At 67.5% G+C, this 26,478-nt stretch carries 20 protein-coding genes and 1 tRNA gene; 12 read left to right on the top strand and 9 right to left on the bottom strand.

Going from position 1 to position 26,478, the window contains the following annotated elements; all coding sequences use genetic code 11:
- Position 1 precedes the first annotated feature (1 nt).
- From ACW5IY_RS15935 to trxA, 5 genes are all read right to left on the bottom strand, one after another.
- Positions 2 to 718, bottom strand: coding sequence for a hypothetical protein (locus ACW5IY_RS15935; RefSeq protein WP_049437358.1), 717 nt, complete (start codon positions 716 to 718; stop codon positions 2 to 4).
- A 45-nt stretch (positions 719 to 763) separates the two neighbouring features.
- Positions 764 to 1,216 carry a DUF4442 domain-containing protein gene (locus tag ACW5IY_RS15930; protein ID WP_010482929.1) on the bottom strand — a complete coding sequence of 151 codons (453 nt, stop codon included), beginning with the start codon at positions 1,214 to 1,216 and terminating at the stop codon, positions 764 to 766.
- 75 nt (positions 1,217 to 1,291) lie between these two features.
- Entirely contained in the window at positions 1,292 to 2,917 is a 1,626-nt protein-coding gene (locus ACW5IY_RS15925; protein ID WP_049437357.1) for a CHASE2 domain-containing protein, read from the bottom strand.
- Complete coding sequence (locus ACW5IY_RS15920; protein ID WP_049437356.1) at positions 2,914 to 4,614, bottom strand: FecR domain-containing protein; 1,701 nt, start codon at positions 4,612 to 4,614, stop codon at positions 2,914 to 2,916. Before ACW5IY_RS15920 ends, ACW5IY_RS15925 begins: the two co-directional genes overlap by 4 nt.
- A gap of 107 nt (positions 4,615 to 4,721) precedes the next feature.
- The gene (gene trxA, locus ACW5IY_RS15915; RefSeq protein WP_049437354.1) at positions 4,722 to 5,579 is read right to left on the bottom strand and encodes a thioredoxin; all 858 of its coding nucleotides are present in this window, start codon (positions 5,577 to 5,579) and stop codon (positions 4,722 to 4,724) included.
- Positions 5,580 to 5,704: 125 nt separating this feature from the next.
- On the opposite strand from trxA, the gene ACW5IY_RS15910 reads away from it, so the two are divergent.
- From ACW5IY_RS15910 to ACW5IY_RS15875, 8 genes are all read left to right on the top strand, one after another.
- The gene (locus ACW5IY_RS15910; protein ID WP_049437352.1) at positions 5,705 to 6,307 is read left to right on the top strand and encodes a DUF998 domain-containing protein; all 603 of its coding nucleotides are present in this window, start codon (positions 5,705 to 5,707) and stop codon (positions 6,305 to 6,307) included.
- A 105-nt stretch (positions 6,308 to 6,412) separates the two neighbouring features.
- On the top strand, positions 6,413 to 9,055 hold the full coding sequence (leuS, locus tag ACW5IY_RS15905; protein ID WP_049437364.1) for a leucine--tRNA ligase: 2,643 nt from the start codon (positions 6,413 to 6,415) through the stop codon (positions 9,053 to 9,055).
- Between the two features lie 136 nt (positions 9,056 to 9,191).
- Positions 9,192 to 9,776, top strand: a complete 585-nt coding sequence (locus ACW5IY_RS15900; protein ID WP_010482940.1) for an LPS-assembly lipoprotein LptE — start codon at positions 9,192 to 9,194, stop codon at positions 9,774 to 9,776.
- A 9-nt stretch (positions 9,777 to 9,785) separates the two neighbouring features.
- Positions 9,786 to 10,823: a DNA polymerase III subunit delta gene (gene holA / locus ACW5IY_RS15895; protein ID WP_010482943.1), complete on the top strand. Its 1,038-nt coding sequence runs from the start codon at positions 9,786 to 9,788 to the stop codon at positions 10,821 to 10,823.
- 3 nt (positions 10,824 to 10,826) lie between these two features.
- Entirely contained in the window at positions 10,827 to 11,492 is a 666-nt protein-coding gene (nadD, locus tag ACW5IY_RS15890) for a nicotinate-nucleotide adenylyltransferase (protein ID WP_010482945.1), read from the top strand.
- Positions 11,493 to 11,550: 58 nt separating this feature from the next.
- Positions 11,551 to 11,961, top strand: a complete 411-nt coding sequence (rsfS, locus tag ACW5IY_RS15885) for a ribosome silencing factor (protein ID WP_005418109.1) — start codon at positions 11,551 to 11,553, stop codon at positions 11,959 to 11,961.
- 64 nt (positions 11,962 to 12,025) lie between these two features.
- Positions 12,026 to 12,496, top strand: a complete 471-nt coding sequence (gene rlmH, locus ACW5IY_RS15880) for a 23S rRNA (pseudouridine(1915)-N(3))-methyltransferase RlmH (protein ID WP_049437350.1) — start codon at positions 12,026 to 12,028, stop codon at positions 12,494 to 12,496.
- A gap of 22 nt (positions 12,497 to 12,518) precedes the next feature.
- Positions 12,519 to 12,595: transfer RNA gene (locus tag ACW5IY_RS15875), tRNA-Asn, on the top strand.
- Between the two features lie 128 nt (positions 12,596 to 12,723).
- On the opposite strand, the gene ACW5IY_RS15870 is transcribed toward ACW5IY_RS15875, so the two are convergent.
- From ACW5IY_RS15870 to ACW5IY_RS15855, 4 genes are all read right to left on the bottom strand, one after another.
- The gene (locus ACW5IY_RS15870; protein ID WP_049437349.1) at positions 12,724 to 14,145 is read right to left on the bottom strand and encodes a basic amino acid/polyamine antiporter; all 1,422 of its coding nucleotides are present in this window, start codon (positions 14,143 to 14,145) and stop codon (positions 12,724 to 12,726) included.
- A 108-nt stretch (positions 14,146 to 14,253) separates the two neighbouring features.
- The gene (locus ACW5IY_RS15865; protein ID WP_049437348.1) at positions 14,254 to 17,064 is read right to left on the bottom strand and encodes a TonB-dependent receptor; all 2,811 of its coding nucleotides are present in this window, start codon (positions 17,062 to 17,064) and stop codon (positions 14,254 to 14,256) included.
- A 191-nt stretch (positions 17,065 to 17,255) separates the two neighbouring features.
- The gene (locus tag ACW5IY_RS15860) at positions 17,256 to 17,906 is read right to left on the bottom strand and encodes an energy transducer TonB (protein WP_049437346.1); all 651 of its coding nucleotides are present in this window, start codon (positions 17,904 to 17,906) and stop codon (positions 17,256 to 17,258) included.
- A gap of 217 nt (positions 17,907 to 18,123) precedes the next feature.
- Positions 18,124 to 18,861, bottom strand: coding sequence for an SIMPL domain-containing protein (locus ACW5IY_RS15855; protein WP_006382138.1), 738 nt, complete (start codon positions 18,859 to 18,861; stop codon positions 18,124 to 18,126).
- Between the two features lie 131 nt (positions 18,862 to 18,992).
- Here ACW5IY_RS15855 and ACW5IY_RS15850 point away from each other — a divergent pair, with 131 nt between their 5' ends.
- Genes ACW5IY_RS15850 through tldD form a run of 4 tightly spaced genes read left to right on the top strand, consistent with a single transcriptional unit; the run spans position 18,993 to position 26,472 of the window.
- On the top strand, positions 18,993 to 19,601 hold the full coding sequence (locus tag ACW5IY_RS15850; protein WP_029379848.1) for a Maf family nucleotide pyrophosphatase: 609 nt from the start codon (positions 18,993 to 18,995) through the stop codon (positions 19,599 to 19,601).
- The gene (rng, locus tag ACW5IY_RS15845; RefSeq protein ID WP_049437343.1) at positions 19,594 to 21,081 is read left to right on the top strand and encodes a ribonuclease G; all 1,488 of its coding nucleotides are present in this window, start codon (positions 19,594 to 19,596) and stop codon (positions 21,079 to 21,081) included. Before ACW5IY_RS15850 ends, rng begins: the two co-directional genes overlap by 8 nt.
- Positions 21,082 to 21,111: 30 nt before the next feature.
- Entirely contained in the window at positions 21,112 to 24,966 is a 3,855-nt protein-coding gene (locus ACW5IY_RS15840) for a YhdP family protein (RefSeq protein WP_049486914.1), read from the top strand.
- 60 nt (positions 24,967 to 25,026) lie between these two features.
- The gene (gene tldD, locus ACW5IY_RS15835) at positions 25,027 to 26,472 is read left to right on the top strand and encodes a metalloprotease TldD (RefSeq protein ID WP_049437340.1); all 1,446 of its coding nucleotides are present in this window, start codon (positions 25,027 to 25,029) and stop codon (positions 26,470 to 26,472) included.
- Positions 26,473 to 26,478 lie beyond the last annotated feature (6 nt).

Here is a 26,478-nt window from a genome sequence, read left to right as displayed (position 1 = left end):
CTCAGTCGGTGCCGGCCTGCGGATCGAATGCCCAGCCATCGCCGACCGTCTGCAGCGTCCAGCGACGGGTGCCGTGCAGTGGCTGCCAGCGCACGCTGTCCTTGTCGTTCTCGATGCTGCCTTCGGCGCGCCTTACCTTGCGCGTGGAGAAGTTCACGCTCAGCGATTCGGTCTTTCCGGAATTGCGCATCACCGAATCCTGGTCGTAGCCGATCAGCGCGAACGCGCCGTCCTGCCAGCGGAAAGTGAAGGCGGTGGTACCCATCGACCAGCTTCCGGCGCTGGCGAATGAAAACAGCGCGACCTTCAACGTGCCACGCTGGATGCTGACACCCCCTTCTTCAAGCGGATCGCTCATCACCGGGTTCTCCGGGCGCGGAATCAGCTGATGGTCCTGCACCGCCAGCACATAGCCGGTTGGCCGTGACCATGCCACGGCGAGAATGCGCGGGTTGCTGTCATGCGGCGAGGGGCCGAAGCCATCGTGTTCGATGACGTTGCGCGGGTCCTGCTGGCGCAGTACCAGGACCAGATCAGCGCGGCCATCCTGGTCGAGATCGCCTTCGATGCTGGATTCAAGCGTCCAGCCGTTGGGCACGAAGCCGGCGGCAGTGGCAGCCTGTGCCGGCAGCGTCGGGTACTGCACCGGCGGCAGGTCCAGCGCATGGGCCGCGCACGGCAGGGTGCTCAGCAGTGCAGCAAGGGTGTACGGGCGCATCGGGGCCTCCATGGCAGAGGCCAGAGGATAGCGTCCCAGCGATGATCAGCGTGCGTGTGGCTTCAGGCGCAGATAGACCTGCTTGCGGACCTGGGCGACCACCTCGCCGCTCTCATCGATCACGTCGTTGCTGAACCAGCGCAGCACCTTCTCGCCACTGGCCGCTTCCGCGCGCAGTTCGTCCAGCAGCGCGTCGTCGATGCGGAACGACGTCCGCACGATGCCACGGCCCGGCTTGAGGAAGTCGATAGCGCCGGCGCGGTCCCACACGTAGTAGTCGCGGCCGAGGATGTGCAGCAGGCCGAGCATCCAGAACGGATCGGTCATCGCGAACAGGCTGCCACCGAAGTGGGTACCGACGTAGTTGCGGTTCCATGGTCGCAGGCGCAGTTCGACATCGATCTGCCGGTAGTCCGGCGTGATGCGGGTGACGTGGATGCCGGTGAACAGGAATGGCGGCCAGAGATTGATGCCGAAGCGGAACAGGCGGGCGTTCATGCGGGTCCGGGGGCGCAGGGCGAGGTGTCCAGTCTAACCATTCGCATGCGTATGTTGCACCCCGGGCGGCGAGGGTCATGCCTCGCCGTCGATCACATACCCGTCGCGGCCGTTGGCCTTGGCCTGGTACAACGCGGTGTCGGCGCCCTCGACGAAATGGTGCGGTTGCAGCGTGCCGTCGGGTACGCGGGTGAACACGCCGATGGTGAGGGTGACGCCTGCTTCGCTGCCGTCACCGGGCGCCGGTAGTGCACGCACGCAGGCGATCAGGTCCTCGATGACCTGGCGTGCGCCTTCGGCCGGGGTATCCGGCAGCACCAGTGCGAACTCATCGCCACCGTAGCGCGCGGCCATGTCGCGTGGACGTCGCGCATGTGCACCGATCAGGCGGGCGACATCGCGCAGCACGCGGTCACCGACCTGATGCCCGTGGCGGTCGTTGTGGCGCTTGAAATGGTCAACGTCGATCAGCGCGAGGCTCAGGGATTTGCCACTGCGTCGCGCGGCATCGCATTCCTGTTGCAGCGACTGCTCGAAGCGCAGGCGATTGCCGAGACCGGTCAGCGCATCGCGATTGGCCAGGCGGTGCCAGGCCGAGACCCGCCAGGTCGCCCAGGCCAGCAGCACCAGCAGGATGCCCAGCATTGCGCTGGCCGGTGCCCACCACAGGTCACCGGCGCGCAACAGCAACCAGCTCAGCAGCGGTGGGAGCGGCAGCGAGCACAGCGCAGCAAGCCATGGCAGGCGCAGGCCGAGCAGGATCACGCACAGCGCCACCAGCACGCCGCTGATGGCGTGCTGCCAGAGGCGGGGCAGCAGATCGATCTGCTTGTGCTGCAGCAGCATCGACGCGATGTTGGCCTGGTACTCACTGCCGCTCATCCAGAACTCGCGGGTGGTCGGGGTCAGCAGCCGCGGTGCGATGCCGCTGGCGGTCATGCCTACCACGATGCGGCGGCCATGCAGCATCGCCATGTCCACGTGACCATCCAGCACGTCGGCATAGGACACCTGTGGCAGGCGCTCGGGCGGCCCGGCATAGCGCACGCGCACGTAGTCGTTGCGCCGCCATTGGTAGGGCGAACCGATCTCCGGATCAGGGTCAGGCAGGCCGTGCACCGCGCCCGGCGGCAGGGCGGCCAGCGCCAGGCCCAGTGCCGGCCAGTGAGCCTGGCCGATGCCCGCATGCAGATACACACCGCGCGCGACGCCATCGCCATCCACTTCCACGTCGGTATGGCCGATCGCCGCGGCACTGGCCGCGATCTGCGGTACCGGCAGCATTTCCTCCGCCATGCGATCACCGGCCGCGGGCGCGGCCAGCACCGGCAGCACCACCCGGCCATTGCGGCGGATCGCCGCGGCCAGCGCTTCGTCCTGGCGGCTGTCGCGTCGATCAGGTTCGGACAGCATCAGGTCCAATGCGACGCGCTCGGCACCGGCGTCGGTCAGCCGGTCCAGCAGGCGGGCATGGATCGAGCGGGGCCAGGGCCATTGGCCGATGCGCTGCAGGCTGCCCTCGTCGATGGCCACGATCAGCACGCTGGGGTCGGGGCGGTAGTCCCAGTTGCCGACCATGGCGTCATAGGCGGCTTCGTCCTGCCGCCACAGCCACTGGCCCTGGCTGGCGATCACCGTCAGCACGCCGGCCAGCAGTGCCAGCAGGATCCGCTTCGACCACGGCAGCGGCGAGCGCCTCATAACAACAGCAACAGCAGCAGGGCGCCACCACCGGCGCCGTAGCACAGGCGGCAGGGCAGCTTGATCTGCTGGGCCGGTGAGTACTCGCCCGCATGACCGTCGTCGTCGATGTACTGCACACGCACATGCAGGGTGCCGCTCCACGGCCGCTTGAAGCTGACCTGCGGCTCGCTCACGGTCTGGTCGACCAGGGGCGTCCTGAAGTCGCCACGACGGTCCACCTGCACCCTGTAGCGCTGGCCTTCGCTGCCGGCCTGCCAGCGCAGGGTCAGCTCGCCATGCGCGGCTTCAGGCGGCTGCAGGGCAGGGTCGACCGGTTCATTGCTCAGTTGCAGGGGCAGGGCCTGGCCGTAACGGCCCTGGTGGCCGTTGCCATCGCGCGACGCCACCCGCCAGAAGTACTCGCCGGGCGGCAGCGGCTGCGCCAGGCGCAGGTCGGTGCCTTGGGTGCTCTGTTCCTGCAGCGGCTGCACGAAGCTCGGCTCGGCGGCGATCTGCAGCACGCTGCTGCGCGCGCCCGGCGCCTGGCTCCAACGGAAGCGCGGGCGGTCGCTGTTGACGGTCTGCCCATGCAGGGGGGTCACGGTGAGCGGCGGCGGGGGCTGGTCGCTGAGTTCGAAATCGGCGCTGGCGTCGAGGCCTTCCACGCCCTGCGCATCCACGGCGCGCAACAGGATGCGCAACTGGCCGGGGGGCAGGTCACCGATCGCCAGCCGGGTGTCGGCAGTGGTGGCGGCAAACAGCAGGATTTCCGGCGTCGCTGCCTGCACCACTTCAACGCGGTAGCGCGCGGCGCCGTCGACAGGGTCCCACGCGAGCAGGGTCGGCAGGGGCGCCAGGCGCACATCGTCGCTGCGCAGCTGCGGCGCTGGAAGAAGGGCGGAGACAGCGTCCGGTGCGGCATCGGCGCTGATGCTGCGGCTGGCCTGCCCAGGCTGGACCAGGCGTTTGCCGTGGGTGTTGCCGACCTGCACCTTGCCCTGCAGTACCTCGGTGGCAGCTACGTGGCCGGTGTCACCTGCGCTGACCCGGAATACGGTACCGCGCACGCTGCTGGTCGCCGTAGGTGCGTCGATGATGTAGCGGGAGGCCGGGCCACGGGCAGGTGTCACCCGGTTGCTGGCGCGGCCCTGCTGCAGGCGCAGACGGGTATCGACCATGCCGGTGTGGCCGTAGCGGCTCAGCTGGTCCAGGCGCAGCCGGGAATACTCGCGCAGCTGCAGGCGCGAGGCGTCGGCGAATTCAAGCGTGACGCTGGAGTCGCCTTCGGTCTGCACGGTGTCACCGATGCGAAGTTGTTCCCCGGCGAGTATCGCGCGCGTGGCGCTGCCATCGGCGCCGGACACTTCGACCTTGCCGCGCACCGACAGCACGCGGGCAGGTGCCGGTTCGATGCGCAGCCAGCTGATCGGGAAGCGCAGCAGCTGGCCCGGCGGCAGCTGGTAGGGGTTGTCGATGCGGTTGTGCTGTTGCAGCTGCTGCCAGCGCACCGAGGGCTTGAGGTACAGGCCTCCCAGATCCCACAGGGTATCGCCGGGACGGACCCGGTAGTTCCAGTCCTGGGCGGCGGCGATGGCCGGCAGGAAGAGAAGAGCGCAGAGCAGCGCGCCCTGGAAGCGCATGGCGAACGACAGCGAGCGGACGAAGGTCACAGTTTGCAATCCCGGCAATGCGGGGGCGCAGCTGCAAGACCCCATGGCCCCGACCTCATCCCCCCGAACGGATCGTGGCGGCCGTACGGCCGCCATCCCGTGCATTATTGCCCGCGTTCAGTGCAGGGATTCTGAACGAAGTGGGTTCCCGTTCAGAACAGCAGGGAGGCCATCCGGCGACGGTACTGGCCGACCAGGTCCTCGTCGGAGATCACATTGAAGGCGTCGATCAGGGCCTTGCGCGGCAGTCCGTCCTCGAATGTGCGGTCGATCCGCAGCATTTCCAGGAACTGGGCCAGCGCGGCTTCGTCGTGGCCACCGAGCAGCAGCTGTACGCCGCGCAGGTGGCGCGCCTTGAGGTCCTTGCCATCGGCAGCGATGCGGGCGTCCAGCACTTCAGCGGCCGGGGCGTCCTTCAGGGCCGAGGCGAAGGCCAGCCGGGCGCGTGCACGCACGGCCCGGTCGTCGGTGGACAGGTTGGCGGGCAGGCCGTCAATCAGCAGGCTGGCTTCATCGACGCCACCGATCTGCAGCAGGGCCAGCGCCAGGTCGAGCTTCAGCTCGTCCTTGTCCGGCTCGGCGGCGATCTGCGCGCGCAGCACGTCCACCTGCGCCTGCGGGTCCAGCGGGGCTTCGTCTTCGGCGACGGCGTCGCCGATGTCGGCCGGCACGATGCCGTGCTGGGCCAGGAATTCACGCAGCTGGCCTTCCGGAATGGCACCCGGGAAGCCGTCCACCAGCTGGCCGCCCTTGACCAGGAACACGGTCGGCACCGAGCGGATCTGGAAGGCGGCCGCGATCTGCTGTTCCTTGTCGACATCGACCTTGGCCAGCTCGAAGGCGCCGTTGTATTCGGCGGCCAGCTTTTCCAGCATCGGCCCCAGGGTCTTGCACGGCCCGCACCAGGTGGCCCAGAAGTCGACCAGTACCGGCGTCTGCAGCGACTTCTGCAGGACTTCGGCCTCGAAGGTCGCAGTGGTGGCGTCGAATACGTAGGTCGTCTCGGTCATGGGGGGAAGCATCGTTTGGCGTCTGGAGACCGATTCTATGGTGACGATCGATGCCGGTCTCAACCCGGGTTGTAGTAAATGCCTGACAATGCAGCCTTCCTGTCGCTGTTCTTTCCGGAGCCTGCATGTCGTCCCTGTCCCCGTTGCTGCGCCTGTCCGGCCTGGTCGCCGCGCTGCTGTTCGTGCTGGCGGTGCTCGGTTTCGGCGCTGGCCTGGACGGCTACGCGCAGGCCCGCCACCCGGTAGCGCTGCTGGGGGCACAGGGGGTGCCGCATGCGCTGGCCTTCAATCTGCTGGGCTTCGTGCTGCCAGGGCTGCTGGCGGTGGTTGTGGCCGAGTGCCTGCGCCGCGGGCTGCCGGCAACCGCCGGCTGGGCGCCGCGGGTGGGTAGCCAGATGCTGCTGCTGGCCGGGTTGGCGTTCGCAGCGATGGGGCTGCTGCCGCTGGATGTGGACGACCTGCACGGGCCAGCCAGCCAGCTGCATGCCAGCGCCTGGATGATCTGGGTGCTGGGTTTTGTCGCCGGGACCCTGTTGCTGGGCACGTCGCAGGTGCGCCAGGCGCATGGCCGCGCGCTGGGCGCAGTGGCGCTCGCCTGTGGCGTGCTGGCCGCGCTGGCGGCGTTTGCCCTTCAGGGCGTGCTGCCGGCGCCACTGGCACAACGGCTTGCGTTCGCCTGCTGGGCGGGCTGGCTCGCCCTGGCCCTGCCGTTGTCGCGGCCGCGCTGAGACTGGCTCCGCGCGCAATCGGCGCCGGCGGTCGACGGGCAGGATTGGAGCCATTTGCCGCACTGCGGTACGCTGTACCGCTTTGCCGCCGCAACCGCGTGTTACATGACCAGCGTCGAACCCAACGTTTACGATCCGCAGCAGGTTGAATCCGCCGCCCAGAAGTACTGGGACGCTACCCGTGCCTTCGAGGTCGATGAAGCCTCGGACAAGCCGAAGTACTACTGCCTGTCGATGCTTCCGTATCCGTCCGGTGCGCTGCACATGGGCCACGTGCGCAACTACACCATTGGCGACGTGATCAGCCGCTACAAGCGCATGACCGGCCACAACGTGCTGCAGCCGATGGGCTGGGACGCGTTCGGCCTGCCGGCGGAAAACGCGGCGATCAAGAACAAGACCGCGCCGGCGGCGTGGACCTACAAGAACATCGACCACATGCGCAGCCAGCTGCAGTCGCTGGGCTATGCCATTGACTGGTCGCGCGAGTTCGCCACCTGCCGCCCGGACTATTACGTCCATGAGCAGCGCATGTTCACCCGCCTGATGCGCAAGGGCTTGGCTTACCGCCGCAACGCGGTGGTGAACTGGGATCCGGTCGACCAGACCGTGCTGGCCAACGAGCAGGTCATCGACGGCCGCGGCTGGCGCTCCGGCGCGCTGGTCGAGAAGCGCGAGATCCCGCAGTGGTTCCTGCGCATCACCGACTACGCCCAGGAGCTGCTGGACGGCCTGGATGAGCTGGACGGCTGGCCGGAATCGGTCAAGACCATGCAGCGCAACTGGATCGGCCGTTCCGAGGGTCTGGAAATCCAGTTCGACGTGCGCGATGTCGACGGCAGCGCGCTGGACCCGCTGCGCGTGTTCACCACCCGCCCGGACACGGTGATGGGTGTGACCTTCGTGTCGATCGCCGCCGAACATCCGCTGGCGCTGCATGCGGCGAAGAACAACCCGGAGCTGGCGGCGATGCTGGCCGACCTGAAGCAGGGCGGCGTGTCCGAGGCCGAGCTGGAAACCCAGGAAAAGCGCGGCATGGATACCGGCCTGCGCGCACTGCATCCGGTCACCGGCGAGCCGGTGCCGGTCTGGGTCGCCAACTTCGTGCTGATGGGCTACGGCACCGGCGCGGTGATGGCCGTGCCGGGCCATGACCAGCGCGACAACGAAGTGGCCAACAAGTACGGCCTGCCGATCAAACAGGTGATCGCGCTGAAGGATGCGCGCACCGAAGAAGAGCGCACCTGGGATGGCAGCCGCTGGCAGGACTGGTACAGCGACAAGAGCCGTGCCTTTGAACTGGTGAATTCGGCCGAGTTCGACGGCCTGGACTTCCAGGGCGCCTTCGAAGCGCTGGCTGAACGTTTCGAGCGCAAGGCCCAGGGCCAGCGCCGCGTCAACTACCGCCTGCGCGACTGGGGCGTGAGCCGCCAGCGTTACTGGGGCTGCCCGATTCCGGTGATCTACTGCGCCAAGTGCGGTGCGGTGCCGGTGCCGGAAGAGCAGCTGCCGGTGGTGCTGCCGGAGGACGTTGCGTTCTCGGGTACCGGTTCGCCGATCAAGACCGATCCGGAATGGCGCAAGACCACATGCCCGGACTGCGGGGGGGCGGCCGAGCGCGAGACCGATACCTTCGACACCTTCATGGAGTCGAGCTGGTACTACGCCCGCTACACCTCGCCGGGTGCCCGTGACGCCGTCGACAAGCGCGGCAACTACTGGCTGCCGGTGGACCAGTACATCGGTGGTATCGAGCACGCGATCCTGCACCTGATGTATTTCCGCTTCTATCACAAGCTGCTGCGCGACGCGCGGATGGTGGACAGCAACGAACCGGCGCGCAACCTGCTGTGCCAGGGCATGGTGATTGCTGAAACCTATTACCGCCCGAACCCGGATGGCTCGAAGGACTGGATCAATCCGGCCGATGTGGAAGTGCAGCGCGACGAGCGCGGCCGCATCACCGGCGCCACCCTGATCGCCGACGGCCAGCCGGTGGTGGTTGGCGGCACCGAGAAGATGTCCAAGTCGAAGAACAATGGCGTGGACCCGCAGGCGATGGTCGGCAAGTACGGCGCCGACACCGTCCGCCTGTTCTCGATGTTCGCCGCGCCGCCGGAACAGTCGCTGGAGTGGAACGAAGCCGGCGTGGACGGCATGGCCCGTTTCCTGCGCCGCCTGTGGGCCCAGGTGCAGAAGCACGCTGCCGACGGTGCCGCCCCGGCGCTGGACGTGGCCGCGCTGGACGCCAATCAGAAGGCATTGCGCCGCAAGACCCACGAGACCATCGGCAAGGTCGGTGACGACTATGGCCGCCGCCACAGCTTCAACACCGCCATTGCCGCGGTGATGGAACTGATGAACGCGCTGGCCAAGTTCGAGGATGGCAGCGAGCAGGGCCGTGCGGTGCGCCAGGAAGCGCTGCAGGCCATCGTGCTGCTGCTCAACCCGATCACCCCGCATGCCAGCCATGCCCTGTGGCAGGTGCTGGGCCATGGCGAGACCCTTCTGGAAGACCAGCCGTTCCCGCAGGCCGATGCCGGTGCACTGGTACGCGACGCGCTGACCCTGGCCGTGCAGGTCAACGGCAAGCTGCGTGGCACCATCGACGTGGCGGCCGACGCCGCGCGCGAGCAGGTCGAGGCACTGGCCCTGGCCGAGCCCAACGCGGCCAAGTTCATGGAAGGCCTGACGGTGCGCAAGATCATCATCGTGCCCGGCAAGATCGTGAACATCGTCGCCGCCTGATGTACCCCGCACCGGCCACCCGTGTGGTGGCCGGTGCCATTCCGGTGCAGGGCCAGGCGTTTGATGGCCCTGCATTCACGCGGCTTCGGGCACGCTGTGTGTTGCCGTGATCGCCCGGCTCCGCCAGACTGTCTCCATGACCCGAATCCTGCTTGCCCTCGTTCTTGTCCTCGGCCTTGCCGGCTGCGGTTTCCATCTGCGCAACAAGCTGATGCTGCCGACCGACACGGCACCGGTGAAGGTGGTTTCCACTGCGCCGTACAGCGAACTGGTCAAGCTGCTCAACCGCAGCCTGCTGGCCTCCGGCGCCAGGCTGGCCGATGAGGACAGCAAGGAACCCAGTACCCAGCTGCAGGTGCTGTCCGAACGCTGGGGCGACCTGCCGATCGCCATCGACTCGCAGGGCCGTGCGCAGGAATACAGCCTGCGCTACGCGGTGATCTTCATTTTCCGTCGCGAAGACGGCAGCGAGCTGGTGCCGCAGCAGGTGATCGAGCTGTCGCGCGACTACGTGTCGCCGCCGACCGACGCCACCGGTACCACCACCGAACGTGAAATCCTGGCCAATGAACTGCGCCGGGAAATGTCCGCCTCGATCATCCGCCGCATCGACAGCGTGGTGCGTGCCGAGATCGAGAAGGGCGGTAGCCTGTCGGCGCCGAAGGACAAGCCGGTTGAAGGTGCGGAGCCGGCCGAACCGGTCCCCGCAGCCAAGCACTGAGCCGCGACGATGGAACTGCGTCCGGAGCAGCTGGCCAGCCAGGGCGCTGATACCGCGCTGGCGCCGGCCTACCTGATTGCCGGCCCGGAAACCCTGCGCGTGCTTGAGGCGGCCGACGCCATCCGCGCGCGCGCGCGCGCCGCCGGCATCGGCGAGCGGGAAGTGTTCGACGCCGATGGCCGTGATTTCGACTGGAACCAGCTCGACGCCAGCTTCAACGCGCCCAGCCTGTTCAGCGCCCGCCGCCTGGTCGAGGTGCGCCTGCCCAGCGGCAAGCCGGGCAAGGACGGGGCCGAGGTGATCAGCCAGTTCTGCGCCAATCCGGCGCCGGACGTGGTGCTGATGATTACCGCCAACGAATGGAGCAAGGCCCACCAGGGCAAGTGGGCCGAGGCGGTCAACCGCATCGGCGTGCTGTCGGTGGCCTGGGCGATCAAGCCGCACGAATTGCCGGACTGGATCGAGCGCCGCCTGCGTGGCAAGGGCCTGCGCGCGGACCCGGCCGCCGTGCAGCGCCTGGCCGAGCGGGTGGAAGGCAATCTGCTGGCTGCCGCCCAGGAAATCGACAAGCTGGCGCTGTTGGCCGACGGCCAGCCGCTGGACGTGGAACGGATGGAATCGCTGGTGGCCGACGCCGCGCGCTATGACGTGTTCCGGCTGGTGGAGGCGACGTTCTCCGGGCAACCGCCGGCGGTGCTGCGCATGCTGGCCGGCCTGCGCGGCGAGGGTGAGGCGGTGGCTGCACTGATGCCGATGGTGATCCGCGAACTGCTGGCTGGTGCAGGCCTGGCCCGGGTGCAGGCCCGTGGCGGTAACCTGGCCGCCGAAATGAAATCGCGCGGCATCTGGGAATCGCGGCAGGCGCCGTACAAGCGCGCGCTGCAGCGGCATCCGGAAAGCAAGCGCTGGGAGCGCTTCGTGGCCGAAGCCGGGCTGGTCGACCGCATCGCCAAGGGGCGCGCCGACGGTGATGCCTGGCTGGCGCTGGAGCGCCTGCTGGTGGCTGTGGCCGAACCGCGTGCCGTGCGCCTGCTGGCGCGGGCCTGAGCAATGAGTCTGCGGATCTATTACGGGGGCACCTTTGATCCGGTGCACCTCGGGCACCTGGCGATCGCGCGCGCTGCCCGTGACGAACTGCAGGTTGCCGTGCGCATGCTGCCGGCCGCCGATCCGCCGCACCGGGCCGTGCCCGGCGCCACGGCCGAGCAGCGCTGCACCATGCTGTCGCTGGCCATCGGCGACGAACCGGGTCTGCTGCTGGACCGCCGCGAGCTGGACCGTGCAGCGCGTTTCCCCGGTCGGCCGTCCTACACCGTGGACACCCTGCGCGAGCTGCGTGGCGAGCTGGGTCCGAGCCGGCCGCTGGCTTGGCTGGTCGGCGCCGACAGCCTGCTTGGCCTGTCCCGCTGGCACGAGTGGGAGGCGCTGTTCGGGCTGGCTCATTTCGTGGTGGCGGAGCGCCCGGGCAGCCCGTTGCAGGCTGCGGTGGATGGCGAGCTGGGCCGGGCGCTGGAAGGGCGCTGGGCCGACACCGAGCAGGCCCTGTTCGCCAGCCCGGCCGGGCGCATCCTGCGCCTGCACCACCCGCTGCGCGAGGAATCGGCCAGCGCCGTGCGTTCGCAGATCGCCGGCGGCGGCCCCTGGCGCGCCCTGCTGCCACCCGGCGTGGCGGACTATGTGGCTGCACACGGGCTGTACCGCCCGGCCACAGCGTGAATGGCGTAGCGGCGCCATCCCCGTATAATCGCCCCCACGTTTATCGAGTCGATCCACTTTGAGCAACCAGACCCAGCCCCAGACCATCAAGGTCGATCTGCCCAGCCCGCCGCCGTCCGTGCCGGAACTGCTGGCCAGCGTCCGCCAAGCCACCGAAGACCTGAAGGCCAAGGACCTGGTCGAGATCGACGTGCGCGGCCGGTCCAGCGTTGCCGACTACATGATTGTCGTTTCGGGCACCTCGACCCGCCACGTCAAGTCGATTGCCGATGAAGTGGTGCGCTTCGCCAAGAACATCGACGTGATGCCGCTGGGCGTGGAAGGCGAGCGTGAAGCCGAGTGGGTGCTGGTCGATCTGGGCGACGTGATCGTCCATGTGATGCTGCCGCGCGTGCGTGAGTTCTACGCCCTCGAGCGCCTGTGGACCGTCGGCGACCAGCCGCCGTCCAGCGACGACGAAGTGGCTTGAGCCACGCGTTGATGCATCCCTTCGACGGCGCCGGTGGCGCCGTCGACGTTTTGGAGGACCGTTGATGAAAGCCCGCCTGATCGCCACCGGTGAACGCGCCCCCAGCTGGGTGGCGCAGGGCTTCGCCGAGTACCAGAAGCGGCTGTCGCACTGGCTGCCGTTCGAGCTGGTGGAAATCGAGCCCGGCCTGCGCGGCAAAGGCCGTGATCCGCGCCGCGCCACTGAAGATGAAGGCAAGCGGGTGATCGCTGCGCTGCCGAAGAATGCCTATGTGGTGGCGCTGGATGTGCCGGGTCGCCAGCTCAGTTCCGAACAGCTGGCACAGCGCCTGGAACACTGGCGCGGGCAGGGCAGGGACCTGGCGTTCCTGATCGGTGGTCCGGAAGGGCATTCGCGGGAAGTATCCGCGCTGGCCGACGAGAAGTGGTCGATCGGACCGCTGACGCTGCCGCACATGCTGGTACGCCTGGTGGTGGCCGAGCAGCTGTATCGGGCTGCCGCAATGATTGCCAATCACCCCTACCATCGCGCGTGAAGAGTGGTTATACTAGTCGTCTGCCCGAATAGCTCAGCCGGTTAGAGCACTTGACTGTTAATCAGGGGGTCGTTGGTTCGAGTCCAACTTCGGGCGCCACCTTGAGAAACCTGCATCGCGAGATGCAGGTTTTTTTTTGCGTCTTTGTGGAGTCGAGCTTGCTCGACTGCTGTTGTGGAGCCGAGCCGTGCTCGGCTGCCTGTGCGAAGCCGAGCGTGGGCTCGGCTCTACAGCGCCAGCGCTCCTCGCCAGAACGCCACCAGCGTGGCGATCGCCACGATCAGGATCGCACCGAACAGCGCCCATTCCCATCGCGTGAATACCTGTTCGCCGCGTTGGCGCCGGGTCAGTGCGAACAACACCACACCGGGCACGTACAGCAATACCGACAGCAGCAGGTTGTCCAGGCCACCGGCATACACCAGCCACAGCGCATACGCACTGGCCAGCAGTGCTACTCCGAAATCACGCCAGCGCACACCCGGCTCACCGGCATAGGCCTGCCCGCGCCAGGCCAGCTGCACGCCGAATGCCGTGGACAGGAAGTAGGGCACCAGGCTCATCGACGCGGCCAGCAGCACCAGCCCGGTGTAGCTGCCGGAACTGACCAGCACCAGCAGCAGGAACAACTGGATCAGGCCGTTGCTCAACCACAGTGCATTGGCCGGCACGCCGCGCGCGTTCTCACGGCCAAGGAAGGCGGGCATGGTGCCGTCACCTGCGGCGGCATAGAGCACTTCAGCGCACAGCAGCACCCAGGCCAACAATGCACCGAGAACGGAGATGATGGAACCGATGATGATCACCGTCGCGCCCCATTCGCCGACAATGGCGCGCAGCACATAGGCCATCGACGGATTTGGCAGTCCGGCCAGTTCCGCCTGCGACAGCACGCCCATCGACAACAGGCTGACCAGCACCAGCAGCAGCCACACGCCAAGGAAGCCGATCACCGTGGCGCGACCCACGTCGGTGCGGCGTGCCGCGCGTCGCGAATAGATGCTGGCCCCTTCGATGCCGATGAACACCCACACGGTCACCAGCATCATGCCGCGCAGCTGCTGGCCAAGGTCGCCGAGTGCAGGCGTGCCGAGGAAATCGGCGCGGAACACGTCCATGCGGAACGCGCCGGCGGCCAGGATCAGGAACAGCGCGATCGGCAGCAGCTTGGCCACGGTCACCAGGCCGTTGACGATGGCTGCGGTGCGCAGGCCACGCAGCACCAACAGGTGCACGGTCCACAACAGCAATGACGATGCGGTCACGGCGGCCGGGGTATTGCCTTCGCCGAACACGGGCATGAAGTGGCCGAGGCCACTGAAGATCAGCACGAAGAAGCTGGCGTTGCCAAGCACCGAGGCAACCCAGTAACCCCACGCAGCGGAGAAGCCGATGTAATTGCCGAAGCCTTCGCGCGCGTATGCGTAGATGCCGGTATCGAGATCAGGCCGGCGGTTGGCCAGCGCCTGGAACACGAAGGCCAGCATCAGCATGCCCGCGCCGCTCACCGCCCAGCCGATCAGCGCGGCGGCCGGACCGGCGCTGCGCGCTACGTTCTGCGGCAATGAAAAGATACCGGCGCCGACCATCGAGCCGACCACCAGTGCGGTCAGTGCGGTCAGGCCAAGGCGTTGGTTGGAAGAGGGCATCACGTGCGCTGCAGCTGTCGGGGTGCCCATGATGGACGCTGTCGCGTGCGGAAAAAAGCAAAGGCCCGGGCGAGAGCCCGGGCCTTTGCGGGTGACGCTGCAGCAGGATTACTTGAACGTGTACTTGGCACCGACGGTGAAGTAACGGCCCAGCGCACCGGAGAAGTGCATCGGGTTGTAGTTCACGCCGCCGTAGGTGGTCGGATCGAGCGGGGCGATACGGTCGAACACGTTGGCCACCGAGGCATTGAGCTCGAAGGCTTCGGTGATGTTCCAGCGACCGGACAGATCGAAGGTGGTGAACGAAGAGATCTTCTTCACCGGCGTTCCATCTTCATAGAACGCCTGATACGTGCCGCCGCGCTTGTCGGTGTTGTCCATCTTGCCGATGTAGTTGGCAATGCCGCTGACGCTCCAAGGTCCCTGTCGCCAGGTGGTACCGAAGTTGATCTTGTCCTTCGGGGTGCCGATGCAGTTGGTGACGTCGCAATTGCCGTGGGTGCCGGCATAGTCGACAGTCTCATCGCCTTCGGTACGCTCGAACTTCAGGACGTGGCTCCACTGCAGGTCCATTTCCAGCTGGCCCGGTCCGATGTCGAAGGTCTGGCGGATATCGGTATCGATGCCGCGAACACGTGAAGAGTTGGCATTCACGTAGGCCGTGTTGACCGCGAGGATGTTGCCGCTGTTGGGAACGCCGCCGATGTTGTTGATGTCACGCACCACATTGCCGGCCCGGATCGCTGCCGTCGTGCTGCCCTGGGCGATTTCGTTGGTGCGCTTGATCTGCCACGCATCGACGGTCAACGAGGTCGAGGACGTCGGCTGCAGCACGATGCCCACCGAGTAACTCTTGGATTCCTCCGGCTTCAGATCCTTGTTCGGGCGGGTGATGATCGCTACCGTACGGGCGGTACATTCGCCGGCGTCGATGGCGCAACGAACCGGGTCGGATGCGTTCGAGAATGCAGCCAGGCCACCGTCACCATTTTCGGCAGGGTTCGGTGCGCGGAAGCCTTCAGCATAGCTGGCACGCAGTGCGATCCAGTCGGCAGGAGTCCACTTCACGCCGAGCTTCGGCGTGGCCTTGCCTTCACCGCTTTCGTACTTGTCGTATCGCAGGGCACCAGACAGTTCCAGCTGTTCCAGAACAGGTGCGGACAGTTCGACGTAACCGGCGTACACGTTCTGGGTGCCGTCGTAGGCCGAGTAACCCAGACCGATGATGTCACCCGTGTCGGTATAGGTCTGCGGGGTCAGGCTGTTGCTGGTCTTGCGCCATTCCGTGCCGATTGCCAGGCCCAGTGGACCACCCTTCAGGTCCATCAGGCTGCGCGACACGGTGAAGTCGAACATGTCCAGGCCGGATTTCGCACGGGCGCTGATGGTTGGTGAGATGTAGTCGTACAACGCCTGCGAATTCAGATTGGCATTGTCGCCGATGCGCCACACGCCACCTGCGCAGTTCGGATTGCCCAGCGCGCACTGCACGGCGCTGTAGCGCAGGAAACCAGTGCGCTTGTTGACCAGGTCGGTCGCCGAATGCAGGTAGGCGGTGTCGTAGCTCCAGTCACCCCAGTTGCCCTTGACGCCCACCAGGAAGCGGTTGAACTCGTTGGTGTTGTTGGTCACGCGCGGACCGACATCCCACGCCGAATAGCGCAGCCTGGAGGCCTGGCCGGGAATCGGGTTGTCAGGATGGTTCGGGCCGAGCACGGTGGCTTTGGAGCCACTGTTCGCGGTGACGACGCCGCCTGGATAGCCCCAGGTACCCGCAGCGCCTGACGGGGTGTTGCTGAAGATCGTTTCCTTCTTCGAGTAGCCGATCTCCGTGTAGATCTCGCCGCCTTCGCCGAAAGCGAAGCTGGCACGGCCGAACACGTTGATGTACTTCTCTTCAGGAGTCAGGTCGCGATACTGCTGCGCCGGATCCCACAGGCAGCCCTGCGCCTGCGCGCTTGCATCCGTCTGGCCCGGAATGGTGGTGAGGTTCGCGCAGCCCGGCAGCGCGACCAGGAAGGCAGGATTGTCCTTGGTTACATTGCGGTCGTCGAAGACCGAACCATTGGGGCCGACGCCGCCTGCCGTGCCCTTGGATAGATACGCGCCGCCCAGGAACTGCGAGTCGGCTGCGTCGTAGCCCCACGGGCGGGTATCGCCGGTACCGATCCACTTGCGGTTCTTGCGGTCGCTGATCTTGATGGCATCGGTCTTGCCGACGTCCAGGCTGAAGAATGCGTTCCAGCCATCGGTGGCCAGATCGCCGGTACCGGCGGTCAGAGTGGCCTTCTTGGCATCGCCGTCGCCATCACCGGAGGTGCCGTAGGAGGCACGCAGGATCGCGCCCTGGAAGTCGCTGCGCAGGATGATGTTGACCACGCCTGCGATGGCATCGGAACCATAGATCGCCGAGGCGCCGTCCTTCAGTACTTCCACGCGCTCGACGGCATCGAGGGGGATGGTGCTGAGGTCGGTGAACACCTTCTGGCCGTCATCGGCCAGGCCGTAGGTGGCCATGCGGCGGCCGTTCAACAGCACCAGCGTCGAGCCGGCGCCCAGGCCGCGCAGCGAAATGCCGGCGCCGCCACCGGCGAAGCCGTTGCCGAAGGTCTTGGGGATGGAGCCGGCGCCATCGGCGGTGATGGTCTGCAGGTACTCGGCAAGTGTGGTCTTGCCGGTGCGATCGATCTCCTGGCGGGTCACCACCTGCACCGGGGACGGTGTTTCCGTGTTGGTGCGCGGGATGTTCGAACCAGTGACCGTGATGCGGTCCAGGTTGGTGGCCTTCTCCTGCGCGAAAGCGGAGGTGGACGCCACGGCGCCAACCAGCAGCAGGGTGCCGCCGGTAAGGATGTGGGTGATGGACGATGCCAGGGTGGTGCGGCGGCGGCTGGCGGGCCGTTGGATCAGGTGTTTCACAGCTTCTCTCCTAACTGGAAAACCGTAGCGTTGAGGGCTGTCTCCGGTAGATTCCGGGACGGACCAATCTAGGTTTCCGGCAGGTGACGAAGTCGTGAATTTTTACTTAATTGATAACAGTTGATCCTGTTCCGTCCGTACCCGCCCGGACGGAAGGGCCGGCCCGGCAGAGGGCCGGGCCGGCGATCACTTCAGTCCGGCAGCGAGAACTGCACCGGCACCATGCCGATGGCCGGCACGGCCACGCCATCACGCTGGGCCGGCTCGAAGCGCCAGTGCCTGAGCACCTGCTGGCGTGCGGCCTGATCCAGGCTGCGCGAGCCACTGCTGCGCTCGATGCTGACCACCGCCGGCTGCCCGTGGGTGTCCACCTCTACCCGCAACAGCACCGTACCCTGCTCGCGGTTGCGCAGTGCCGCCAGCGGGTAGGCCGGCGGCGGGGCGCTGCGGTACTGCAGCTGGGCGCCGGCCAGTGGTGTGGCGGTATCGATGCTCGGTGCGAGCTGGGGCGGGGCCGGTTCGGCGGCCGGCAGTGCGATGCCCTGGGTCTCCTCCACGGTCGCGGTGGGGGCGGGCAGCGGCGGTACCACCGGCTGCGTCCGCGGTTTGGGCACCACCTGGACGATCTCTTTCGGCGGGATCGGAACGGGCGGCGTGGGCGGTGGCGGGATCTTCTCGATCAGCCTGACCGCAGTCTTGTCACGCGGGACCTGCACAGCCTGGTAGGTCGCCGGGATCAGCAGCAACAGGAAGGCCAGCAGATGCAGGGCGATGGCCGCGCTCCAGGCGGCAACGCGGGCGGGGTCGAAGTGCGGGGATGCAACGGGATACGTACGAACCATGGTCCACCTCCATGCCAGTGACGAAGTCCTCAACACACCAGGGCCCGTGGCGGGGTTGCCGCACGCGGCTGGCAGTCCATCAGTAGCGCGACATGGCGGCTACTGCCTAGAGGCAGGGGGGGGATCGTTGGGCTGGCCTTCAGCCAGTGCCGGCTGCGGGCATGAAAAAAGGCGGATCCCCTGCGGGATCCGCCTTTGCCGGCAATGACGAACGGGATCAGCGGCCCAGTTCGAACACCACGTCCAGGTTGACCGAGACCGTCGATTCACCTGGTGCGACCGGGGTGGCCTTGTCCATCGCCGCGCCGGCCGACATGGCCCGCATCATCGGCATCGGGCGGTAGCCGCCGCCGGCGTTCTCGGAAATGCTGACGATGCGGCGCACCTGCAGGCCCAGCGACTTCGCATAGGTCTGGGCGCGGGCCTGGGCCTTCTTCAGTGCAGCCAGGCGGGCTTCGTCATAGACCGGTTCCGGCTGGTCGATCTCGAAGCTGGGGCCATTGATCTGGTTGGCGCCCTGCGCAGCCAGTGCGTCCAGCACCTTGCCCAGCTTGGCGATGTCGCGCACCTTCAGGCTGACCGTGTTGCTGGCCTGGTAGCCGGTGATCTTCGGTGCTTCGTTGTCGGCATAGCGGTACTGCGGGTTGAGGCTGACGCCACTGGTCTGCACGTCGCGCTCGGCGATGCCGGCGGCCTTGATCGCAGCCAGTACCTTGTCCATCTGCTGGGCGTTCTGGCGCATGGCGCTGTTGCCATCGGCGGCCTGGGTGACCACACCGGCCGACAGGGTGGCCACGTCTGGCACGCGGGTCGCCTCGGCGTTGGCCGAGATGTTCAGCAGGGTGCCTTCGGCCGGAGCGGCGATCGACGGCGACGACGGGGCAGCATGGGCGGTCATCGAGGTTCCAAGGGCGAGGGACAGGGCGAGCAGCAGCGGGGTGGCGGTCAGGCGCATGGAGAACTCCTTGTTGTGCCGTTGAGGGTGGTGTCGTAGCGATGAACGCGCTGTGAGCCCGTTCGGGGTTGAACGCGTTCCGGAACGGGTTGCCGACGATTCAGGTGGCAGCCTCAGGTTATGCTGTGCCGATGCTCTACCTTGCTTCCCGCTCCCCCCGACGCAACCAGCTGCTGGCCCGACTCGGACGCCCCTTCCAGGCCTTGGACCTGGAGGTCGTCGAGCAGCGCGCGCCCGCTGAAAGCGCCGAACAGTATGTCTGCCGGGTCGCCGCCGACAAGGCGCGCGCTGGCCTGGCCCGGGTGCTGGCCGATGACCCGCAGGCGCGGGTGCTCGGTTCGGACACCGAGGTGGTGCTGGACGGCGACGTGTTCGGAAAGCCCACCGACGCCGCCGATGCGCGGGCGATGCTGGCACGTCTTGCCGGGCGTACCCATCAGGTGATGACCGCGGTGGTGGTGGTCGGCGCGGACGGGCTGGACAGCGAGCTGGTCATTTCCGAAGTGACCTTCGCCCCGATCGACGCCGCCGACATCGCCGCCTACGTGGCCACCGGCGAACCGCTGGACAAGGCGGGTGCCTACGCCATCCAGGGCGGGGCCGAGCGCTGGATCGAGCACCTGTCCGGGAGTTATTCCGGGGTGATGGGGCTGCCGTTGCTGCACACCGATCGTTTGCTGGCGCGCTGTGGCGTGCCGGCCCCCACTGCCGATGCCGCCAGGGAGGCTGCCGATGTCTGAGGAAATCCTGGTCAATGTGACCCCGCGCGAGACCCGGGTCGCGGTGATCGAAAATGGCATGCTGCAGGAACTGCACATCGAGCGCGGCTGGCGCAGGGGTGTGGTCGGCAACATCTACAAGGGCAAGGTACAGCGGGTGATGCCCGGCATGCAGGCGGCCTTCGTCGAAGTCGGGCTGGAGCGCGCCGCGTTCCTGCACGCCAACGACGTGGTGCGGCCGGCGCCGGTAGCCAGTGCCGACACCGAGAACACCACGCTGCCGCCGCCGTCCAGCGTGCCGATCGTCGAGCTGCTGCGCGACGGCCAGGACATCGTGGTGCAGGTGGTGAAGGACCCGATCGGGACCAAGGGCGCCCGCCTGACCACGCAGATCAGCATTCCCTCGCGCTACATGGTGCTGCTGCCGCAGTCGAAAGTGGTGGGCGTATCGGCACGCATCGAGGATGAAACCGAGCGCGCGCGCCTGAAGGCGCTGGTGACCGAACTGTCGGCGCAGCACGGGGGCTACGGCTACATCGTGCGTACCAATGCCGAGGGCCAGCCGGCCGAGGCCATCGCCGAGGACATCGCCTACCTGTCGCGCGTATGGAACGTGGTCGAGCGCCGCGGCCGCGAAGCCCCCTCGTGCAGCAACATCTATGAAGACCTGAGCCTGCCGCTGCGTTCGGTGCGCGACCTGATCCGCAAGGACGTGGACAAGGTGAAGGTGGATTCGAAGGAGACCTTCGCCCAGCTGCAGGCCTTCGTCGCCAAGTACATGCCGGTGCTGGCCGAGAAGATCGAGCTGTATTCCGGCGATCGTCCGATCTTCGACATGTTCGGGGTGGAGGATGAGATCGGCCGCGCGCTGGACAAGCAGGTACCGCTGAAGTCCGGTGGTTACCTGGTGATCGACCAGACCGAGGCGATGACCACCATCGACGTCAACACCGGTTCGTTCCTCGGCCAGCGCAACCTGGAAGAGACGGTGTTCCGCACCAACCTGGAAGCGGCACAGGCGGTGGCACGGCAGCTGCGGCTGCGCAACCTGGGCGGCATCATCATCATCGACTTCATCGACATGGATGATGCCGAGCACCGCCGCCAGGTATTGCGTACGCTGGAAAAGGCGCTGGCCCGTGACCATGCCAAGACCACCGTGTACGACTTCTCGCCGCTGGGCCTGGTGGAGATGACCCGCAAGCGCACGGTGGAAAGCCTGGAGCGCCAGCTGTCGGAAACCTGCCCGCAGTGCAGCGGCCGCGGCAGCATCAAGACCACCGAGACGGTGACCTACGAGATCTTCCGCGAGATCACCCGTGCCGTGCGCCAGTTCGATGCCGCGCGCCTGCTGGTGATCGCTTCGACCAAGGTAGTCGCGCGCATCACCGACGAGGAATCCGCGGCAGTGGCCGAACTGGAGGAATTCCTCGGCAAGAGCATCCGCTTCCAGGCGGACGAGCAGTACCTGCAGGAGCAATTCGATGTTGTTCTGCTCTGATCCTCGCCGGCCGCAGGCCGGCGGTGGCCGATGAGCGCGCCGCCGCGCCTGCGACTGCGAAGGATCCGCCGTCATTTCATTGCCGCCTGCGCGGTGGGCCTGGTCGGGCTGGCACTGCTGGTGGGCACTCTCAGCCAGCTGTTGCCGCTGGCCGAGCGCCATCCCGACAGGATTGCCGCCTGGTTGAGTGAACGCGCCGGCCAGCCGGTGCGTTTCGACCAGCTGCAGACGGCCTGGACCCGGCGTGGTCCGCTGCTGCAGCTGAAGGGCCTGCGCATTGGCGCCGGCCAGGGCCTGGCGATCGGCGAGGCCGAGGTGCTGGTGTCGATGTACAGCGGGCTGCTGCCCGGCCGCACGCTGACCGAACTGCGCCTGCGTGGCCTGGCACTGGACCTGCAGCAGGGCGAGGACGGCCGCTGGTCGGTGCGTGGCCTGCCGCAGGCCGCCAATGGCGGGGACCCGCTGGATGCGCTGCGCCGGCTGGGCGAACTGCAGGTGATCGGTGGCCGCCTGGGCGTGCATGCGCCGGGGCTGGGGATCGATACCACGCTGCCACGCATCGACGTGCGCCTGCGGGTCAACGGCGACCGCCTGCGTGTAGGCGTGCGCGCCTGGGCCCAGACCGAAGCGCTGCCGTTGACTGCGGTGCTGGACGTGGACCGCGTGCGCGGCAACGGCCAGGCCTGGCTGGGCGCCGATCCGGTCGATTTTCATGCCTGGTCGCCGCTGCTGGCGGCCGGCGGTGTGCGCCTGCGCGAAGGCAAGGGCGAACTCAACCTGTGGCTGACCCTGCGCGATTTCGCGCCGGTGGCGGTGACCACCGATTCGGACCTGCGTGATGTCCGCATCGATGGCGCACCGATGCCCGCGATGGCGGCTCCGCAGCTGCAGCTGCAGCGGTTGCAGGCACGCCTGCGCTGGCAGCGCCAGGTCGACGGCTGGGCGTTGCAGATGCCGCGCCTGCGCCTGAAAACCGAAGAAGGCGAGCAGCAGCTCGATGGCCTGCAGCTGCAGCTCGGCAAGCAGCTGCGGGTCAGTTCTGGCGAAGTGCAGGCCGGCATCGCGCTGCGTGCGCTGGCCCTGAGCGATCGTCTTGAACCGGGCCTGCGTCGCTGGCTGTTCCTGTCCAGGCCGCAGCTGGACGTGCGCGAGCTGCAGCTGGCGGGCGAACGCGATGGCCCGCTGTGGGCGCAGGGCGAACTGCAGTCGCTGGGCTTCGCCAGCGTGGGCAATTCGCCCGGCCTGCGCGGCCTGGGCGGGCGCTTCGAAGGCGACGCGGATGGCTTCAGCCTGCAGCTGCAGCCGCAACGCCAGCTGCAGTTCGATTGGCCGACCGGCTTCGGCGTGCGCCACGATCTGCACCTGGCGGGCCAGGTGGTGGGCTGGCGCGATGAAGGCGGTGGCTGGCGCATCGGTACGGCGGCGATGCGCGTGGAAGGCACCGATTACGCGGCGGACGTGCGCGGTGGTGTCTGGTTCCAGGGCGACGGTACGCGGCCGTGGCTGCAGCTGGCGGCCAAGCTGGACGACGTGCCGATGACATCGGCCAAGCGCTTCTGGATCCACTCCAAGATGAGCAAGGGCGCCACCGACTGGCTGGACATGGCGCTGGCCGGCGGCCAGGTGCGCAATGGCATCGGCCTGGTCAGTGGCGACCTGGACGACTGGCCGTTCGACAACAACGATGGCCGCTTCGAGGCGACCGGCCATATCACCAATGGTGACATCCGCTTCCAGCACGACTGGCCGTTGATGCGCCAGGTCGACGCCGATATCGCCTTCATCGGCCCCGGCTTCGACATGCACGGTCGAGGCGATCTGGCCGGCGTGGCGGTGCAGAAATTCGAAGCGGGCATCCAGGACTTCGGACAGCAGCCGCTGTACGTGCGTGCCGATGCGCAGAGCGAGGCCGGCAGGCTGCTGGCCATGCTGCGGCAGAGCCCATTGCACAAGGATTATGGCGACACCCTGGACAACCTCACCGCTACGGGCCCGGCGCATGTGACCTTCGATCTGCTGCAGCCGCTGCACCACGATGAAGGGGGCGGCCACCTGCAGGGAACGGTCGATCTGGCCGGCGTGAAGCTGGTCGACAAGCGCTTCCAGCTCACCTTTGACAACATGCACGGGCAGGCGCGTTACAGCAACGGCGGTTTCGATGCCGAGGAACTGGCGGTGCGCCACCTCGGCCAGGACGGCCGCCTGAGCCTGCGTGCCGGTGGCTACGTGCACGACAGCAAGCTGGCCTTTGAATCGCAGTTGTCGGCCAACCTCGATGCTGGCGTGCTGATCGACCGCGCACCGGAAATGGCGTGGCTGAAGCCCTACATCGCCGGCACCTCGCCGTGGACCATCGCGGTCAATCTGCCCAAGGTCGCTCCGGGGGCGCCTGCGCCGCCCAGCGAGCTGCGGTTGAGCTCCGATCTGGTCGGGACCCGGCTGGATCTGCCGGCGCCGCTGGACAAACCGGCTGCCGAGCCGTTGGCGACCACCGTGGCTGCACAGCTGCCGATGGGGGCCGGCCGCATCGACGTGGCGTTCGGCCAGCGCCTGGCGCTGGCTGCGCGCAGCCACAACAACCAGACGGGTGTGCAGGTGACGCTGGGAAGCGACCATGCCGATCGCGAGCCGCCGCCGAGCGGACTGTCCGTGAATGGCCGCAGCCCGACCCTGGATGCGCTGGAGTGGATCGGCCTGGCCCGTGGTGGCAACGACGATGACGGCATGCCGCTGCGTGCGGTGGATGTGCAGGTCGGCAAGCTGATGCTGATCGGTGGCGTGTTCGAGCAGACCCGGTTGCAGCTGCGCCCGGGAGCGCAGGCACTGGATGTGCGCCTGGACGGCCCGTCGCTGGCCGGGCGCCTGACCGTCCCCAATGCAGACGGCGGCACCATCAGTGGCCAGCTCGACCGCGTGCACTGGCAGTCATTGCCGGCGGCTCCAGGTGCACCGGCCGCGCCGGCACGGGTACAGGCCGGCGCCAACGACATGGACCCGGCCAAGCTGCCGCCGTTCGCGCTGGACATCGCCGACTTGAAGTTCGGCAAGGTGGTGCTGGGCCAGGCGGTGCTGCGTACGCGGCCGCTGGCCAATGGCCTGAACGTGGATGAGCTGCGCTTCCGTGCGCCTGACCAGGAGATCGACATCAGCGGTCGCTGGCTGGGCCGCACCGGTGGTGCCCGCACCGAGCTGACCGCTCAGGTGCGCAGCGAGGATCTGGGCGGACTGATGCAGAACCTCGACTACGGCGGCCAGCTGCGTGGCGGTTCCGGCCAGGCGCAGCTGCAGGCCACGTGGAGTGGGGGGCCGTCGGACTTCCAGCTGGGCAACCTGCAGGGCCGCCTGGACCTGCACGCACGCAACGGCCAGCTGCTGGAGCTGGAACCCGGCGCCGGCCGCGTGCTGGGCCTGCTCAGCGTGACCCAGCTGCCGCGGCGCCTGATGTTCGACTTCCGCGACTTCTTCTCCAAGGGCTTCGCGTTCAACCAGATCGACGGCAGCATGCAGTTCGGCCAGGGCATGGCGCGCACAGACAAGGTGCTGATCGAAGGCCCGGCAGCCAACATCACCATCCGCGGCCAGGCCGACCTGCGCAACCAGCAGTTCGACCAGACCATCGACGTCAACCCGCGCGCAGGCAATCTGCTGACCGTGGTGGGGGCGGTGGCCGGTGGCCCGGTGGGGGCGGCGCTGGGCGCGGCCACCAATGCGGTATTGTCCAAACCATTGGGCGAGATTGGCGCCCGTACCTACAAGGTGACCGGTCCATGGAAGGAACCGAAGGTGGAAGTGATCGAGCGCAGCCGCGACAAGGCTCCGCCACCCGCGCCGGCACCGGCACCGGCCATTCCGCCGACCGTCACCGGCCTGCCGCGCGCGCGTTGAGCGCGGCTTTCCTGTTCACGGGGCTTGCCTGAGCGCCCCCGCATCCCCAGATCGAGAACCATGACTGATATCGCCCTGACGCTTGCCCAAGACCGCCTGCTGCGCCCTGGTGGCCTGGATACCGCTGGCCTGGAGCGCACCTTCGGGCAGTTGCTCGGCCCCGGTGTGGACTTTGGTGACCTTTACTTCCAGCACGCCCGCCGCGAGAGCTGGAGCGTGGAGGATGGCATCGTCAAGGACGGTGCCCATTCCATCGAGCAGGGCGTGGGCGTGCGGGCGATTTCCGGCGAGAAGACCGGTTTCGCCTACTCCGACGACATCCATGCCGATGCGCTGCGGGTGGCGGCGCAGTCGGCGCGCGCGATCTCGCGCGAAGGTGGTGCCCAGACCGGGCGCTCGCTGCTGCGTGGCAACGCGCGCGCGCTTTACCCGGCGCTGGACCCGATCGACGGCATCGGCAACGAGGCCAAGGTCGAGGTGCTCAAGCGCCTGGACGGCTACCTGCGTGCCGCCGACCCGCGCGTGAAGCAGGTGATGGTCAGCCTGTCCGGCGGCGTCGATACGGTGCTGATCGCCCGCAGCGACGGTGTGCTGGGCGCTGACGTGCGCCCGCTGGTGCGCCTGAACGTGCAGGTGATCGTCGAGCACAACGGCCGTCGCGAGTCCGGCTATGCCGGTGGCGGTGGCCGTTACGGGTATGAGGAACTGTTCGCGGACGGCCGCCCGGAAGCCTTCGCCCGTGAGGCGCTGCGCCAGGCGCTGGTGAATCTTGAAGCGGTACCGGCACCGGCCGGCGTGATGCCGGTGGTACTGGGCCCGGGCTGGCCCGGCGTGCTGCTGCATGAAGCGGTCGGCCATGGCCTGGAAGGCGACTTCAACCGCAAGGGCACCAGCGTCTACGCGGGCCGGATCGGCGAGCGCGTTGCCGCCCCGGGCGTGACGATCGTCGATGACGGCACGCTGGACGGACGCCGTGGCTCGTTGAACATCGACGACGAGGGTCATCCCAGCCAGTGCACGACGCTGATCGAGGACGGCATCCTGGTCGGCTACATGCAGGACAGCCTCAACGCGCGCCTGATGGGCGTAGCGCCGACTGGCAACGGCCGCCGCGAATCGTTCGCGCACCTGACCATGCCGCGCATGACCAATACCTACATGCGTGCCGGCCAGCACGACCCGCAGGAGATGATCCGTTCGGTGAAGAAGGGCCTGTACGCGGTCAACTTCGGCGGCGGCCAGGTCGACATCACCAGCGGCAAGTACGTGTTCTCGGCCACCGAGGCGTACCTGATCGAGGATGGCCGCATCACCACGCCGGTGAAGGGCGCGACCCTGATCGGCAACGGTCCGGAAACCATGCAGAAGGTGCGCATGGTCGGCAACGACCTGGCCCTGGACGAGGGCGTGGGCATCTGCGGCAAGGATGGGCAGAGCGTGCCCGTGGGTGTCGGCCAGCCTTCGCTGTTGATCGAGGGCATCACCGTCGGCGGTACCCAGGCCTGAGCCGGG

The organism is Stenotrophomonas sp. C-A, from assembly GCF_054030835.1.
The sequence above is the reverse complement of the archived record's forward strand: the minus strand, read 5'-3'. Positions and strand labels throughout refer to the sequence as shown.

Coding starts and splice junctions, on each gene's coding strand:
- ACW5IY_RS15935 (WP_049437358.1), bottom strand. CDS start 718: ATGCGCCCGTACACCCTTGCTGCACTGCTGAGCACCCTGCCGTGCGCG.
- ACW5IY_RS15930 (WP_010482929.1), bottom strand. CDS start 1,216: ATGAACGCCCGCCTGTTCCGCTTCGGCATCAATCTCTGGCCGCCATTC.
- ACW5IY_RS15925 (WP_049437357.1), bottom strand. CDS start 2,917: ATGAGGCGCTCGCCGCTGCCGTGGTCGAAGCGGATCCTGCTGGCACTG.
- ACW5IY_RS15920 (WP_049437356.1), bottom strand. CDS start 4,614: ATGGGGTCTTGCAGCTGCGCCCCCGCATTGCCGGGATTGCAAACTGTG.
- trxA (WP_049437354.1), bottom strand. CDS start 5,579: ATGACCGAGACGACCTACGTATTCGACGCCACCACTGCGACCTTCGAG.
- ACW5IY_RS15910 (WP_049437352.1), top strand. CDS start 5,705: ATGTCGTCCCTGTCCCCGTTGCTGCGCCTGTCCGGCCTGGTCGCCGCG.
- leuS (WP_049437364.1), top strand. CDS start 6,413: ATGACCAGCGTCGAACCCAACGTTTACGATCCGCAGCAGGTTGAATCC.
- ACW5IY_RS15900 (WP_010482940.1), top strand. CDS start 9,192: ATGACCCGAATCCTGCTTGCCCTCGTTCTTGTCCTCGGCCTTGCCGGC.
- holA (WP_010482943.1), top strand. CDS start 9,786: ATGGAACTGCGTCCGGAGCAGCTGGCCAGCCAGGGCGCTGATACCGCG.
- nadD (WP_010482945.1), top strand. CDS start 10,827: ATGAGTCTGCGGATCTATTACGGGGGCACCTTTGATCCGGTGCACCTC.
- rlmH (WP_049437350.1), top strand. CDS start 12,026: ATGAAAGCCCGCCTGATCGCCACCGGTGAACGCGCCCCCAGCTGGGTG.
- ACW5IY_RS15870 (WP_049437349.1), bottom strand. CDS start 14,145: ATGCCCTCTTCCAACCAACGCCTTGGCCTGACCGCACTGACCGCACTG.
- ACW5IY_RS15860 (WP_049437346.1), bottom strand. CDS start 17,906: ATGGTTCGTACGTATCCCGTTGCATCCCCGCACTTCGACCCCGCCCGC.
- ACW5IY_RS15855 (WP_006382138.1), bottom strand. CDS start 18,861: ATGCGCCTGACCGCCACCCCGCTGCTGCTCGCCCTGTCCCTCGCCCTT.
- ACW5IY_RS15850 (WP_029379848.1), top strand. CDS start 18,993: ATGCTCTACCTTGCTTCCCGCTCCCCCCGACGCAACCAGCTGCTGGCC.
- rng (WP_049437343.1), top strand. CDS start 19,594: ATGTCTGAGGAAATCCTGGTCAATGTGACCCCGCGCGAGACCCGGGTC.
- ACW5IY_RS15840 (WP_049486914.1), top strand. CDS start 21,112: ATGAGCGCGCCGCCGCGCCTGCGACTGCGAAGGATCCGCCGTCATTTC.
- tldD (WP_049437340.1), top strand. CDS start 25,027: ATGACTGATATCGCCCTGACGCTTGCCCAAGACCGCCTGCTGCGCCCT.